This is a genomic window from Nonomuraea sp. NPDC059194 (assembly GCF_042754765.1).
In the GTDB taxonomy this organism is placed as follows: Bacteria; Actinomycetota; Actinomycetes; order Streptosporangiales; family Streptosporangiaceae; genus Nonomuraea.
On the sequence record NZ_JBHZBH010000057.1, the window covers coordinates 1 to 14170 of the forward strand.

At 69.1% G+C, this 14170-nt stretch carries 16 protein-coding genes and 1 tRNA gene; 7 read left to right on the top strand and 10 right to left on the bottom strand.

Annotated features, from left to right (window positions below; all coding sequences use genetic code 11):
- Positions 1–675: 675 nt before the first annotated feature.
- Together ACFXJ8_RS40055 and ACFXJ8_RS40060 are read right to left on the bottom strand one after the other, a co-directional pair.
- On the bottom strand, positions 676–1023 hold the full coding sequence (locus ACFXJ8_RS40055; RefSeq protein ID WP_379650183.1) for a DoxX family protein: 348 nt from the start codon (positions 1021–1023) through the stop codon (positions 676–678).
- A gap of 181 nt (positions 1024–1204) precedes the next feature.
- The gene (locus ACFXJ8_RS40060) at positions 1205–2086 is read right to left on the bottom strand and encodes a sigma-70 family RNA polymerase sigma factor (protein ID WP_379650185.1); all 882 of its coding nucleotides are present in this window, start codon (positions 2084–2086) and stop codon (positions 1205–1207) included.
- A 216-nt stretch (positions 2087–2302) separates the two neighbouring features.
- Here ACFXJ8_RS40060 and ACFXJ8_RS40065 point away from each other — a divergent pair, with 216 nt between their 5' ends.
- The 3 genes from ACFXJ8_RS40065 to ACFXJ8_RS40075 all read left to right on the top strand — a co-directional run bounded on the left by ACFXJ8_RS40065 (position 2303) and on the right by ACFXJ8_RS40075 (position 3794).
- Positions 2303–2629 (top strand): hypothetical protein, encoded by a 327-nt coding sequence (locus ACFXJ8_RS40065; protein WP_379650187.1) that lies wholly within the window; start codon positions 2303–2305, stop codon positions 2627–2629.
- Between the two features lie 238 nt (positions 2630–2867).
- Positions 2868–3143, top strand: coding sequence for a hypothetical protein (locus ACFXJ8_RS40070; protein ID WP_379650189.1), 276 nt, complete (start codon positions 2868–2870; stop codon positions 3141–3143).
- A gap of 165 nt (positions 3144–3308) precedes the next feature.
- The gene (locus tag ACFXJ8_RS40075; RefSeq protein ID WP_379650190.1) at positions 3309–3794 is read left to right on the top strand and encodes a hypothetical protein; all 486 of its coding nucleotides are present in this window, start codon (positions 3309–3311) and stop codon (positions 3792–3794) included.
- A 251-nt stretch (positions 3795–4045) separates the two neighbouring features.
- Here ACFXJ8_RS40075 and ACFXJ8_RS40080 read toward each other — a convergent pair whose 3' ends face one another.
- Positions 4046–4360 carry a helix-turn-helix domain-containing protein gene (locus tag ACFXJ8_RS40080; RefSeq protein ID WP_379650192.1) on the bottom strand — a complete coding sequence of 105 codons (315 nt, stop codon included), beginning with the start codon at positions 4358–4360 and terminating at the stop codon, positions 4046–4048.
- Between the two features lie 72 nt (positions 4361–4432).
- On the opposite strand from ACFXJ8_RS40080, the gene ACFXJ8_RS40085 reads away from it, so the two are divergent.
- Together ACFXJ8_RS40085 and ACFXJ8_RS40090 are read left to right on the top strand one after the other, a co-directional pair.
- Positions 4433–5356, top strand: a complete 924-nt coding sequence (locus ACFXJ8_RS40085) for a hypothetical protein (RefSeq protein ID WP_379650193.1) — start codon at positions 4433–4435, stop codon at positions 5354–5356.
- A gap of 140 nt (positions 5357–5496) precedes the next feature.
- Positions 5497–7146: a hypothetical protein gene (locus tag ACFXJ8_RS40090; RefSeq protein ID WP_379650195.1), complete on the top strand. Its 1650-nt coding sequence runs from the start codon at positions 5497–5499 to the stop codon at positions 7144–7146.
- Positions 7147–7393: 247 nt separating this feature from the next.
- Here ACFXJ8_RS40090 and ACFXJ8_RS40095 read toward each other — a convergent pair.
- The 7 genes from ACFXJ8_RS40095 to galU form a co-directional block, all read right to left on the bottom strand.
- Positions 7394–7467: transfer RNA gene (locus ACFXJ8_RS40095), tRNA-Ala, on the bottom strand.
- 55 nt (positions 7468–7522) lie between these two features.
- A complete protein-coding gene (locus ACFXJ8_RS40100) occupies positions 7523–8128 on the bottom strand; it encodes a hypothetical protein (protein WP_379650196.1) in 606 nt (201 codons plus the stop codon).
- 178 nt (positions 8129–8306) lie between these two features.
- Positions 8307–8939 (bottom strand): GNAT family N-acetyltransferase, encoded by a 633-nt coding sequence (locus tag ACFXJ8_RS40105; protein WP_379650239.1) that lies wholly within the window; start codon positions 8937–8939, stop codon positions 8307–8309.
- Between the two features lie 47 nt (positions 8940–8986).
- Positions 8987–9475, bottom strand: a complete 489-nt coding sequence (locus ACFXJ8_RS40110) for a molybdenum cofactor biosynthesis protein B (RefSeq protein WP_379650198.1) — start codon at positions 9473–9475, stop codon at positions 8987–8989.
- A complete protein-coding gene (gene moaC, locus ACFXJ8_RS40115; protein ID WP_379650200.1) occupies positions 9460–9930 on the bottom strand; it encodes a cyclic pyranopterin monophosphate synthase MoaC in 471 nt (156 codons plus the stop codon). The genes ACFXJ8_RS40110 and moaC overlap by 16 nt, the downstream gene beginning before the upstream one ends.
- On the bottom strand, positions 9927–11117 hold the full coding sequence (glp, locus tag ACFXJ8_RS40120; protein ID WP_379650241.1) for a gephyrin-like molybdotransferase Glp: 1191 nt from the start codon (positions 11115–11117) through the stop codon (positions 9927–9929). The genes moaC and glp overlap by 4 nt, the downstream gene beginning before the upstream one ends.
- Positions 11104–12006 carry a UTP--glucose-1-phosphate uridylyltransferase GalU gene (galU, locus tag ACFXJ8_RS40125; RefSeq protein ID WP_379650202.1) on the bottom strand — a complete coding sequence of 301 codons (903 nt, stop codon included), beginning with the start codon at positions 12004–12006 and terminating at the stop codon, positions 11104–11106. Before galU ends, glp begins: the two co-directional genes overlap by 14 nt.
- 25 nt (positions 12007–12031) lie before the next feature.
- Between galU and ACFXJ8_RS40130 the strand changes: the two genes are divergently transcribed.
- On the top strand, positions 12032–12613 hold the full coding sequence (locus ACFXJ8_RS40130) for a 5-formyltetrahydrofolate cyclo-ligase (protein ID WP_379650204.1): 582 nt from the start codon (positions 12032–12034) through the stop codon (positions 12611–12613).
- Between the two features lie 47 nt (positions 12614–12660).
- The gene (locus tag ACFXJ8_RS40135; RefSeq protein WP_379650205.1) at positions 12661–14166 is read left to right on the top strand and encodes a potassium/proton antiporter; all 1506 of its coding nucleotides are present in this window, start codon (positions 12661–12663) and stop codon (positions 14164–14166) included.
- Positions 14167–14170: the final 4 nt, after the last annotated feature.

Here is a 14170-nt window from a genome sequence, read left to right on the forward strand (position 1 = left end):
CTCGCGTACCTGGGGGTCAGGGATCGGTAGATCCTGTTCGCTTGCTCCCACGAAGGGATGACTCCTTCCCCACCCTCAGCACAGAGTTTCATGTCTGTTTGTTACCTATGTCTATTTTGACAGGGAGGGCTCAGTGTTCAGATAAGCGCAGATCTGAATCCCTGAGTCAGCGTCCAGGAATCCCCAATGAGGAAGGAGCGACAGCAGAACGGCGCTCGTCCAGCACAGCACACGGTGCTTCATCGCCTTCCTCCCAGATCCGCAACGCCTCGTCCTCCCGCGCGATTCTTGGGAGAAGGTCCATGATCCCGCGATGACCAGGGCCTCAGGACGAGGTACGGCCGTAGTCACTCAGTTAGTCACCCAGCAACACAAAAGGCCGCTTCCAACGCTCTGGAAGCGGCCTTTGACCTGGGTGGGGCGTTCACGAGTAGCTTCCACCTGCGATGGGAGTCGGAGAGCGGAGATCGTTTCCCAGCCGAGCGGAGATCGTTTCCCAGGCCTCGTCTGTCCCGGCGTGGCCGGGACAGACGAGGGCGCCTTGCCTGATACCGCTCACGTGTGGGTGAGGGGTAGGGGGTTGGTTTGTGATTTCGTCCCTGCGCGTGGGCGGACCTTCAGTCGGTGGGCGAAGGGCTCTGAGGCGAGGCGCCGTCGCAGGAGCCTGCGGGGTCGTCAGGCGGTGACTCCCAGTGCGAGGGCGGCGACGACCGGTGCGAGGTACAGCAGCGGGAAGATGACGGTCTTGTACGAGCGAGCTCGCAGCACGGTGATGACCGCGCCGGCGAAGTACAGGATCAGGCCGACTCCGGCGGCGATGCCGATCGCGGGAACCGCCAGACCGACCAGTAGGCCGACCGCTCCGGCGGCCTTGGCAGCGGCCAGCCAGGGCCACCACGATTGCGGCACGCCGTACTCGATCAGCGGCTTGGCGACGAAGTCGGCCGTGCGCATCAGGGAGAAGGCGGAAAAGCCGACCCAGGCGGCGGTGAGAACGGTGACGACCAGGTGAACAGCAGACATTTGAGGTGCTCCTTGCATCTGTGACCGGGGTGATCGGGGGAGTCCGTCACTGCCTTGACCCGGCGCGATGCGTCGATGTGACCGCGGGGCGGATGTGGTGTGCGTCACATCCGAAAGGAGCGGACGGCCGGCTGGGAGGCGGATCCAGGTAATCCACCTCCCAGCCCTGGCGGAAAGGTGGTCAGTCGAGGACGGCCAGGTCAAGTCGGTGGAGGCGGTCGGGTTCGGCGATGACATCGATGGCGGTGATGAGGCCGTCCGTGACGGCGAAGGTGAGTGCCACGCGCAGGTGGCCGTGGGGGGCCATCGCGAGGCCGACCGTGCCGTCGATGAGGGCCGGTCCGGTGAACTGGGCCCGCTGCATGGCGGCCATCGCACCCATGGCGACGGGCTCGGCTCCGTGGACCGTGACGGGCTCGGGAGTGGGGATGACGGCCTTGTCGGCCCGGAGCACGACATCGGGGTGGAGCAGGGTGATCAGCGCGTGGAAGTCTCGGCCGCGGGTGGCGGACAGGAAGGCTTGGACGATCTCCCGCTGGCGGGTCAGATCGACGTTGGGCGCGGGTGCGGCCCCCTTGACGCGGCGGCGGGCGCGGCTGGCCAACTGCCGAGTGGCGTCCGGTGACCGCTCCAGCATGGGGGCGATCTCCTCGAACGGCACGGCGAACAGATCGTGCAGCACGAAGGCGACCCGCTCGGCCGGCGTCAGGATGGCGAGCACCACCAGCAACGCCACCCCTACCGAGTCGGCCATCACCGCTTCCTGTTCGGGATCCCCATCGGAGGCGGGGCCCAGCAGCGGATCAGCCGTCTGGACATCCAGGGGATCTTCGCGGCGGTGCTCGCGCGAGCGCAGCATGTTCAGGCACACCCGGGCCACCACCGTGGTCAGCCAGCCAGCGAGGTTGTGCACCTGGCTGACATCGGCCCGGCTGGCCCGCAGCCAGGCCTCCTGCAGCGCATCGTCGGTCTCGCTCAGCGAGCCGAGCATCCGGTAGGCCACCGCGCGCAGATGCGACCGATGCTCGGCGAATCGCTCGGCCAGCCAAACTTGTTCGTCCACGCGTCACATTCCTTCGATAGCCAGTGTCAAAGCAGCAGATCGATACAACAAGGGATCAAACTATCGATCGGCAGATTATTGGACATATCGGACCCAATGGAGGAGTCATGGCGTCACCCATCCTGGTCACCGGCGTGCTGGGCGGTGACGTGGTCCCACCAGTGCGGAAGGCTGGCCGCGACGCGTGGATCCTGGCGGGAGGGACGAGCTGACCCGGTGACGCGCTTCCACAGCGGATTCACTCGCTGGATCGAACAACGCCTCCTCCACGAGGATCCCGACGACCTCGCCGAGGCGATCGGCGTCCTTGCCCGCGCCGAAGGCCTCTCACCCGACGTGGCAGACCTGGTCGCCGCTATGACCGGCACCACGATCAGCGACGTCATCGCCGCCTACAAAACCGACAACACCGAATGGGCCCGAACTCAAGCGACATTCGATCGGTCCGACCTGGCCGCGCTCGACGACCACCTCGACATGATCGCCCGTTGCTCCCAACCGGAACTGCGGCCCCGTCGCAGCCAGCATGGGGACGCGCGCTGACCAGCCCTTGGCGTCAATGGCCGCGTGGCGGCGTGAGAGGTGGTGTGGACGGAGACAATGGACTCCACGCCGGATCGTTCTAGGGAACTCCAGCGGATCGTGCTGGATGGTGGCACTGATCGACTCTTGCGGCGGCTTGTCGCACGGCATGACTGGCCGCTGCGGCCTGTCATACCGCATTCCCGGGGGCCTTGTCGGACTTTCGTCAGCTCACGTTGAACCCCGGGGCGCGCTGTGGATGACGGTCACGGAGGACGACGAGGACGAGGAGTTTCCTGCCTACTCCCACATGCTGGTGACACGCCAGAGCTGGCGTGTGGGTGCCCTCGACTCCCTGCTGAGAGCCGTGGCCGATGATGTCATGGCCGGTGTCCTGGTCACCGACCTGCACATGAGCCGGATCTACCACCCCTATGACGGTGGGGGCGACTGCATCCTCGAAGACTCGGAGGCGAGAGATCGTCTCAAGGCCGCGCACATGCAGTGGTTGTCGAGCCACCCGGCGGGTCTGTAGTAGCAAGGAAGGGCTGTGGCTCGGCAGCGACGAGCCTGCTGCGGATGCGTCTCTTCACGCGGGCTGCAAAGCCATCTACAGTTACGGTTTGCAGGCAGTGTGTGACTCTTTGCAGTCGCAGATTTTCTGCGGGTTACGCACGGCACCAGAACGTGGAGGTCGGGCATGACATTGGGCGAAGCATCGCTGCTGGAGCGTCTGACTGCGGACGAGGAGTCTGTCCGTGGGCAACTGGAGTCGTTGCGCGAGCAGGTGGTGGCGCTGGAAGAGCGGCTACGCGACCTGACTACCGCCCGGAGAGTGATCGCGCCGCTGCTGACTGAGGATTCTCGAGCCGAGCAGGCGGTATCTACCCGAACCTCTGGCGCTGCCACGCAAAGATCGACGGAGGTCGCGCCGACGCTGCCGCCAAAGCCGGTGACCGGACTCGACAAGCAGGTCGTCGTGATCATGGCCAGTTCCGGGCGGGCGATGCGTGCCAGGGAGGTGGCCCAAGCGCTCGGCGAACCGGATGTGCGGGGGCGGGTGGAGACCACGCGAGCACGGCTCAAGCGCCTGACGACGCTGGGCTTGCTGGCCCAGCACGAGCCGGGGCTGTTCTCGATTGCCGCGGGGATCAACGGCTATGTGACCAGCGGGGAGGCCGATTGACCATTCATCCCTGATCACGGCTCATGCCGTGAACGAGCAGGGTGCCGCCGAGGGTTCAGCTCGGCGGCACCCGAGGTTGCGTGAGCGACCAGAGCTGACTACCCAAAGTGGCTCTCGCATTCCCGAGGGTAACCCGGATGTGGTGTCTTGGGGAGGCGTCGAGCCTGGATTTCGCCTGTCCTGCCACCGGCAGGGTGAGGCGGGAAGGATCGACGATGCCTTCACCAGGGCGAAAACGAGTTCGGCGCGGGTCAGCTTCCATCGGACCCGTCGGCCGCGGCGGGCCACAGCCGGACGGACAGCCCGGTCTCCAACTGGGCGATGGTGGCCACGTCCGGCCAGCAGCGCCCGACGGCCACGTCATTGACGGTCTGCCGGTTCACCCCGGACACCTCGGCCAGGCGGCGGAAACTCAGCCCCCGCTCGGCCATCACTGCTTGCAGGGTGGCGGCGATGGCCTGGACGACGGCGGCGGCCGGGTGATGGGTCAGATCCGCGTGGGGCCAGTTCTCCGGGTCCTCGGCCAGGTCCCGGGGAGAGCGAGACCGCCCGTGTCCTCCGACCATGACAAAACACTCCTCTCGGTGGATGTCGTCGCGCTGCGTAACGGCAGATTGTTCTGCCGCTATGGATGGGGTGTGACTCTCGACGCAATGACCTCGGCCACGATCACCGGCTACCGGCCACAGAAAGCCCCGCCCGAGTGGGACCACATCTGCGGGCATGTGCGGATGCTGGTCGCCGCCAGCGCTGAGCGCTCCCCCTACCGGGTGGAACGGCTGCTCACCGCGACCACCCGGCTGGCCGTGTGGTGTCACCGCTCCGGCCTGCCCGATGACCCGGAAGTGTGGTTGCGGCATGAGACGATCGACGCGTATGTCCTGACCGGCTGCACCGACCTGGCCCCGAATTCGGCACAGACCTACCGCAGCTGTCTGCGGCACATGCGCGCCACGCTGGCCTGGCTGGAGCGCGGCGAGCAGGTGCCGCCGCCGATGAAGGCCCCCAAGAAGGTCAGCCCGCCATACTCTCCGACCCAGCTCGGCCGATTGCGCGGCTGGGCCGAACGCCTGCCCGGCCAGGCCAGAGGCGACGCGCTGGCGTTGATGGCGCTCGCTTTCGGTTGCGGTCTGACCTCTGGGGAGGTGGCCGCCGTCCGGACCGGGCATCTGCGCCGCCTGGACTCCGGCGCGGTTGTGGTCAACGCTCCAGGCACCGAGCGGTTGATTGTCTGCCGCGCCGCCTGGGAGGACGTCCTGGCCGGTGCCGCCGACACCGGCAGCGACACCTTCGTGTTCCGGTCGCGGCGAGCCGCCCGGCACGCCAAGAACCTGTTCAGCTCCTGGACAGCCCGGCACCCACCGACCGGCGGCCTGCCCGCCCTGTCGGTGCGCCGACTGCGCTCTTCGTGGATCGTCGAGCTGCTGGCCGCGCGGATCGACCTGAGGGTGGTGGCCGCCGCGGCCGGGATGAGCGCCACCGCGCTGGCCCGCTACCACCATTTCGTCCCCACCCTGGACGAACAGACCGCGGTCGCGCTGCTGCGCGGCCGCAACGGTTGAGTACGGCGAAGCCACGCGCCTGGCCGCCGCGCACCACCCGAGCCCGAGCCACCCGACCCCGGCCTCCCACCAAGCCGACGGCACAGATCCCCGACGCCGTCACAAGCCACTACGCCCGGCTGCTGGATGACTCCGGCATCATGGCGTTGATCGACGACGAGCTCGGCCCACGCCCCGGACCGTCGGGAGTGCCGATCCGGGCGGTGCTCATCTGCCTGATGGTCTCGATCCACCACAGCGGCAAAGCCACCCTGGCCGAAGCCTGGCGGCTGGCCGCCTTCTGTCTGTCCCCGACCGCCCGCGAGCAGCTGGGACTGGACGCCGACCGGCCACCTGCCGACGATCCGCACGCCTGCCTGGCCGACAACAGATGCTTCTATCGCGCCTTCGACCGGCTCACCAGCCTGCTGGACCCGGCCCGGCACGACCGCCGCACCCGCTTGCCCCAGCACGAGGCCGACCTGCTCGTTACTGCCTGGGAAGACGACGATCCCGACCACACCCGCAAGCGGAACCTGCTGCAAGACATCGCCACCGCGCTCGTGCTCACCCCGGCCCGCTGGAGCAAAGGCCGCGGCTACCTGGCCGGATTCGGCGGCGACGTCGGCATCGACACCACCGCCGCCCCGGTCTTCGCCCGCCCGCCCCGAGCTCGACGCTCCACCGGGGAACTGATCGCATCCACCGAGATCACCGCAGGCTGGCACCACTCGGCCGGCAACGACCCACCCGAGTACGGCTACAGCGCCACCCTCACCGTCGCCGCCCGCACCCGCTCGGTTCTCGGCTCCTTCCCGCAACTGGCGCTCGGCCTGGTTCTCGACACCCCACACAAGCGCATCGGCGCCAACGCCATCACCACCTTGAAGCCCCTGGCCGCACTCGGCTTCCCCACCGCCTTCGCCGTCGTCGACCGCGCCTACACCGACCAGCAACCCGGCCACTTCGCCCAACCCGCACGCGAACTCGGATACCGACTCGCCCTCGATTACAAAGTGGATCAGCGGGGAGTGCAGGGCAGCGCCCACGGCGCCCTGCTCATCGACGGCTCCCTGGCCTGCCCGCTGATGCCCGGCAGGCTCGCGCAGGCCACCACCGGCCTGGACGACGCCGCCATCCGCACACCATCGGAAGACCTCACCGCGTTGATCGCCGCGCGAGAACCGTACTTGCTGCGACTCAAACAGAACGCGAATGCAGACGGCGCCATCCGCTTCCAATGCCCGGCAGCAGGCACCTCCCCGTCGGTCACCTGCCCTCGCTTCGATCGTCTCCACCAGCGCGGGGCGCTCCGGCCCGCCGCGGTCGACCTGACCGACGCCCGGCAGCGAGCGGCTCACCTCGCTGCAAAGCCCCGCGTCCTGCCCCCACAGCCCGACCTGACGGTCGGCGAACTGCCGAAGATCTGCCGCCAGCGCACCATCACCTTGGGCAAGGACGACCTCGGGCACCTCGACAAGTTCCGCCAAGACTTGGCCTACTTGAGTCCCGCCTGGATCGGGACCTACAAGTCTGTCCGCGCCAACACCGAAGGCATCAACGGCAGACTCAAGGGACACGACCTCGATCTCGGCGATCCCAAGAACCGGCTCGCCCACGGCCGTGTCGCCCAGACCATCCTGGTCGCGTTGCTCGTCGCGGTCGCTAACGACCACTTCCTCGATCAGTGGCGCCACATCCACGAGCCCCAAGACGAGCCCGTCACACTCGCCGACACGCCGCAGACCCCAGCCCAGCCCTTCGACGGCATACCACCCGCAGGCCAGAGCAGGCCACCACCCGCCCCATAAGCCGCAAAACCCGCCACCCTGTCGCAGCGCCCCGCTCACCGTCGGCTTCGTCATGCCCAACGGCAGGATCTCGCTCCCCCACCAGCGGCCTGACACCACCCGGGCCTTCCCAGACACCCGCTCCGCAGTCCCCGAACCAGGACGAACCCGATTCGGAAACCCCTGAAACGACAAGATCCCGCCCGATCTCAACGATCAGACGGGATCCCGTCAACTTCAGTCCAGCCGTTTCAAGAACGACTCTGGGTGGAGATGAGGGGATTCGAACCCCTGACCCCTTCGATGCGAACGAAGTGCGCTACCGGACTGCGCTACATCCCCAAGGACTCGATTAGATTAGCAAACTTCCACGGGTCCTCGCGCCATCCACCCCGTCTCAGTCCCCCACCGCGCGGCGTGGCGGGTCGGCGTACTGGTCGAACAGCACGTCCGGCGCGCGGAACTCGATGATCTCGGCCTCGGCCTGCTCGGCTGCCAGGGCCTCGGCGCGCCGCCGTTCGCGCTGGCGGCGCAGGCGGGCGGCGCGGGCCTCGGCGGCGCGCATGCGGCGCTCCCTGTCGACGCGGGTCGCGATGCGCAGCACGGTGAGGTACGCCGTGAGGAGCAGCCCGGCGGGCGCCACCCCCCACCACGGGATCACCTGGACCGCGGCGGTGACCACGGACGCGAGCGTCAGCAGGACGGAGAAGAACAGCATCCTCCTGCGGCGCGCTACGATGATCGCTCTGCGACGGGCGCGCAGCTGGCGCAGGTCCACGGGCGGCTGCGTGAGGTCGCTGATCGTGTCGTACGGCTCGGCAGGCTCGGAGTCCTGCGACTCCACAGGGGAGGAGGCGGCCATGGTCGGGACGGGCCCGGTGATCTCGGCCGCGTAGAACTCCTCGAGCTCGGCCAGGTTGTTACGGTCTCGGCGCAGCCACATCGGCACGAGCACGCACAACCACATCACCACGATGGCGAGGTACAGCAACACGCTGCTCACGGCCACCTCCGAGCGCCAAGAAGAGCCGCGCGAAGCGCTCGGGAAGCCCCCGGAACGGTTCTGAGGGCAGCCCGAAGACGCCTGGGTGCTCTTGGCGTCTTCGATGTGCTCACGTCACGCACCGTAAGACCGCGTGTCACTAATTGACGAGTATTCGGTGCGGTGTGTCGCGAGATCGTCAAACCTCTTCATGCGATGAGCCTGCGCGACGCCACTGTACGAGCAGCCCACGAGGCACGTCCTCGACGGTCAGCGCATAGCAGATGTGGTCGCGCCAGGCCCCATCGATGTGGAGCTGACGCCGACGAATGCCTTCTTCCCTGAACCCGAGCTTCTCAACCACTCTGCGGCTGGCGTGATTCTCGGGACGGATGTTCGCCTCGATCCGGTGGAGGCCAGTGGTGAAGAAGCAGTGGTCGACGGCCATGGCGAGCGCGGTGGGCGTGATGCCGCGTCCGGCGAGCGCGCCGTCGATCCAGTAGCCGACCTGCGCGGAGCGGGCCGAGCCCCAGACGATGGCGCCGACGGTGAGCTGGCCGGCGAACCGGCCCTCGTGCGTGACGACCCACGGCATGGACAGCCCCTGGCGGGCCTCTCTGCGCAACATGGCGACCATCGAGAGGTACGGCCCCAGCCCGGTCCTGAACAGGGGCGTCTCGGGGTTGCTCGGCTCCCACGGACGCAGCCAGTCGGCGTTGCGCAGGCGGGTCTCGCGCCACACGCGGACGTCGCCCAGGCGCAGGGGGCGTAGCCCGACGGGTCCCTCGTTCAGGGTCGCCGGCCAACCACGAAGTCGATCCACATCACTCATCATCCCCCGGAACCTGGCGAAGCCGCCATGGATCGACCCGGGGTGGGTCAGCGGGGGTGATCGCCGCCGTGGATCTGGTCCACGGCGTGCCGAAGGATCGGAGCGAGTACGGCCACGCCGTCCTTCACCCCGCCCGACGACCCCGGGAGGTTGACGATCAACGTGGACCCCGCCTGCCCCGCCAGCCCCCGCGACAGGACCGAGGTCGGCACCCGCTCCCTGTTCGCCTGCCGGATCGCCTCGGCGATGCCCGGAATCTCCCGCGAAATGACCTTCGCCGTCATCTCCGGCGTCAGGTCCTGGGGTGTCAGCCCGGTCCCGCCCGTGGTGACGATGAGCGCGTACCCCTCGGCCACCCCGATCCTGAGCGTCTCCTCCACGGGGGGCCCGTCAGGCACCACCACCGGCCCCGACACCGAGCACCCCGCCTCGGCCAGCAGCGACGCCAGCAGCGGCCCCGACCTGTCCTCGTAGACCTCGGCCGAGGCCCGGTTCGACACGGTGACGACCAGGGTGCGGATCAAGGACGTCTCCATACCCCGCTCTTCCCGCCCGTCTTCTCCTCGACCCGGACCTCGGTGATCACCGCCGCGGGGTCGACGGCCTTCACCATGTCGATGAGGGCCAGGCCCGCGACGGTCACCGCGGTCAGCGCCTCCATCTCCACTCCGGTGCGGTCGGCGGTCTTCACCACGCAGGTGATGTCGACCCCCTGGTCGACCACGTCGAGCGTGACCGACACCCCGTGGAGGGCGATCGGGTGGCACAGCGGGATCAGGTCGGGCGTGCGCTTGGCGCCCATGATGCCCGCGATCCGCGCCACGCCGAGCGCGTCGCCCTTGGGCACCTCGCCGGACCGCAGCAGCGCGACGACCTCGCCGGAGAGCACGACCCGGCCCGTGGCCGTGGCCGTACGGACGGAGATGTCCTTGCCGGCGACGTCGACCATGCGCGCCGCGCCGGTCGAGTCGAGGTGTGTGAACTCGGTCATATGCGAATCACCTGTACTGCGGCTCCCGAGGGCACCTCGGTCACCTGTTCGGGCACCACGATCAGGCAGTTCGCCGAGGCGAGCGCCGCCAGTTGGTGCGATCCCTGCCCGTGGACGGGCGTCACGACCGTGCCGTCGTCGGCCAGCACGCCCCGCAGGAACGACCGCTTGCCCTCGGGCGACCTGAGCCCGGCCAGCACCTGGGCGGTGTGGATGGGCGGCGGACCTGCGGGCAGCCCGCTCATCTTCCGCAGCGCGGGCCTGACGAAGAGCATGAACGACACGTACGACGAGACGGGGTTGCCGGGCAGCGTGAAGATCGGGACCTGGTCGTCGCCGACCACGCCGAAGCCCTGCGGCATTCCTGGCTGCATCGCGACCCGCTCGAAGCGGACCGTGCCGAGCGGGGTGAGCGCCTCCTTGACCGGCTCGTAGGCGCCCATGGACACCCCGCCGCTGGTGATGACCGCGTCGGCGCGCACGAGCTGGGCGTCGAGCTGGTCGAGGAAGACGGCGGGGTCGTCGGTCACGGTGCCGGCGCGGAAGCCGTCGCCGCCCGCCTCGCGGACGGCAGCGGTGAGGGTGAAGCTGTTGGAGTCCCAGATTTGGCCGGGGCCGAGCGGCGTTCCCGGCTCGACGAGCTCGGCGCCGGTGGACAGCACGACGACGCGCGGGCGCGGGCGCACCCACACCCTGCGCCGCCCCGTGCCGGCGATGATGCCGAGCTGCGCGGCGCCGATGCGGGTGCCGGGCTTCAGCACGACCTCGCCCGCCTGCACGTCCTCCCCCGCCCGCCGTACGGCATGGCCCTCGGCGACGGGGCGCTCGACGCGCACGGTGGCGGTGCCGCCGTCGGTCCACTCCACGGGCACGACCGCGTCGGCCCCTGCGGGCAGCGGCGCGCCCGTCATGATGCGCACGGCATGCCCTGGACCGATCGCCCTGAGCTCGCCCGAGCCGGCCGCGACGTCGTCGATGACCGGGAGCGTCACGGGCGCGCCCGCGATGTCGGCGTGCCTGACGGCGTAGCCGTCCATCGCGGAGTTGTCGAACGGCGGCAGCGGCACCGGCGAGGAGACCTCCTCCGCCAGCGTCGTGCCGAGCGCCCGCTCGAGCTCTACCTCGAGCGGGGCCAGCGTGCGCACCGTGGCCAGGATGTCGGCCAGGTGCGCGTCAACTGATTTCATCGAGGAACTCACGCAGCCACGGTACAAACTCCGGTGCGAGATCCTCCCGGTCGGCCGCGAACTTCACGACCGTGCGCAGGTAGTCGAGCTTGTCGCCGGTGTCGTAGCGGCGGCCGCGGAAGAGCACGCCATGGACGGGACCGCCCTCCTCGTTGCCGCGTCCGGCCAGCGTGCGCAGCGCGTCGGTGAGCTGGATCTCGTTGCCGCGGCCCGGAGGGGTGTTCTCCAGCACCTCGAAGACGGCAGGGTCGATCACGTAGCGCCCGATGACCGCCCAGTTGGACGGCGCCTCCTCCACCGGAGGCTTCTCCACCAGGTCGGTGACGCGCACGACGTCGTCCTCCGAGGTGGGCGAGATGGTGGCCACGCCGTACAGGGAGACCTGCTCCTTCGGCACCTCCATCAGCGCGATCACGCTGCCGCCGTAGGTGTCGCGCACCTGGATCATGCGCTTGAGCAGCTCGTCACGGTAGTCGATCAGGTCGTCGCCGAGCAGGCACGCGAACGGGTGGTCGCCGACGTGCTGCTTGGCGCACAGCACCGCGTGTCCGAGGCCCTTGGGCTCGCCCTGCCGTACATAGTGGAGGGTCGCCAGCGACGCCGGCTCAAGGACCTGGGAGAGCCGTTCCTCATCGCCCTTGGCCTCAAGGGCGCCTTCCAGCTCGAACGCGCGGTCGAAGTGGTCCTCGATGGAGCGCTTGTTCTTGCCGGTCACCATCAGCACGTCGAGGAGCCCGGCGGAAGCGGCCTCTTCGACGACATACTGGATCGCGGGCTTGTCGACGATCGGCAGCATCTCCTTCGGAGTTGCCTTGGTCGCCGGGAGGAACCGGGTGCCCAGACCCGCGGCGGGCACGACGGCTTTCGTCACAGGGTCGAAGTCAGCCATACAGGCGACCCTACTGGAGGTATCTGTGGACAAGCTGAAGCTGCGCCGCGAGCTGAAGGAGCAGCGTGCCGCCATTACCGAGCAGAAAAGGCGGGAGAACGCGCGCGCGATCCGCGAAACACTGCTCGACCAGCCATGGGTCCAGATGGCCGGACTGGTGGCGTGCTACTGGTCGATCGGTGACGAGCCGGACACTCACGGGCTGGTGTTCGCGCTGTGGAAGCACGGCGCGACGGTCATGCTGCCGGTGCTGCGCGAGGACAACGACCTCGACTGGGCGGTCTACGACGGCCCCGACACGCTCGCGCCGGGCCGGTTCGGGATCATGGAACCGGTCGACACGCGCAGGGGCGTCGACGCGGTCCGCACCGCCGCGCTGCTCATCGTGCCCGCGCTGGCCGTCGACAAGGACTCGGGGGTACGGCTCGGCCGCGGCGGCGGCTCCTACGACCGCGCGCTGGCCAGGGTCGGACCGAACGTGCCGACGGTCGCCCTCCTCCACGACGGCGAGCTGATCAGCGGCGTGCCGTCCGAGCCGCACGACCGGCCGGTCACCTGGGTGGCGCAGCCGAGCGGCCTGACGAGGGTCGGCTCGGCAGCGGAATAGCCCGGGGCGTACGCCACAATATCCCTCAGGACAGGAGAGGGGGCCAGATGAAACTCGACGTCTGGCTTCTTCTCGGAGCCGCCGTTGTCATCGCGGCCATTGCCTCGGTACGGGTCGCCCATCGCAGCGGACTGCCCAGCCTCCTGCTCTTCCTCGGCTTCGGATTCCTGCTCGGCGAGAGCGGTTTCGGCATCCCTTTCGACGACCCGATGATCGCCCAGCAGATCGGGCTGGGCGCGCTGGCGTTGATCCTGGCCGAGGGTGGTCTGACCACCACGTGGAGCAACGTCCGGCGCTCGGTGCCTGCCGCGATCGCGCTGGCCACCGTCGGGGTCGCGGTCAGCATCGTGGTCGTGGCGCTGGCCGTACGAGGGCTGCTGGGCGCCGACTGGCGCATGGCGCTGATCCTCGGCGGCGTGCTCGCCTCCACCGACGCAGCCGCGGTCTTCTCCGTACTGCGCAGGCTTCCGCTGCCCTCCCGGCTGGCGGGCATCCTGGAGGCGGAGTCGGGCTTCAACGACGCGCCCACGGTCATCGTGGTCGTGCTGCTCAGCCAGGTGGCCGTCCCCGTGCCGCCGCTGGGCGAGTTCGTCCTGCACTCGGTCATGGAGCTGGCCATCGGCGCGGGCGTGGCCTGCCTGCTCGGTCCCGCGGGCGCCTTCGCGCTGCGCCGCGTCGCGCTGCCCGCCTCCGGCCTGTACCCGATCGCCGTGCTCGCGCTGACGATCGTCGCGTACGGCGGCGCCGTACTCCTGAAAGGCTCCGGCTTCCTCGCCGTCTACCTGACGGCGCTGATCCTCGGCAACGCCAGGCTGCCACACAGGGCGGCCACGCGCGGCTTCGCCGAGGGCGCGGCGTGGCTGGCGCAGATCGGCCTGTTCGTCATGCTCGGCCTGCTGGCCAGCCCCGGCGACATGCCCATCGACGTCGTGCCTGGGCTCATCGCGGGAACGGTCCTCGTGCTGCTGGCCAGGCCGCTGTCGGTGATCGTCTGCGCGTGGCTGGTGCGGATCCTGCGCCTCGACCGGATCAACTGGCGCGAACAGGCCTTCCTGTCGTGGGCGGGACTGCGCGGCGCGGTCCCGATCGTCCTGGCCACGATCCCGTGGGCGGCGGGCGTCGGCGAGGCTGAACGCCTGTTCAACCAGGTCTTCGTCATCGTGATCGTGTTCACGCTGGTGCAGGGGCCGACGCTGCCGTGGGTCGCCAAGCTCCTCGGGGTCGCCACCGAGGGCGAGGCGCGCGACATCAGCGTGGAGTCGGCGCCGCTGGAGGAGCTCAACGCCGACCTGCTCCAGATCACCGTCCCCCAGGGCTCGCTGCTGCACGGTGTGGAGATCTTCGAGCTGCGCCTTCCCGCCGACGCCCAGGTCACGCTGATCGTCCGCGAGGGCCGCACCTTCGTCCCCACCGGCACCACCAGGCTCAGGTCGGACGACCAGTTGCTGGTGGTCACCACGGCCGCCTGCCGCGACCAGGTCGAGCGCCGGATGCGCGCCGTCAGCCGCCGGGGCAAGCTGGCGGGCTGGTACGGCGAGAGCGGTGTGGAATGAGTCG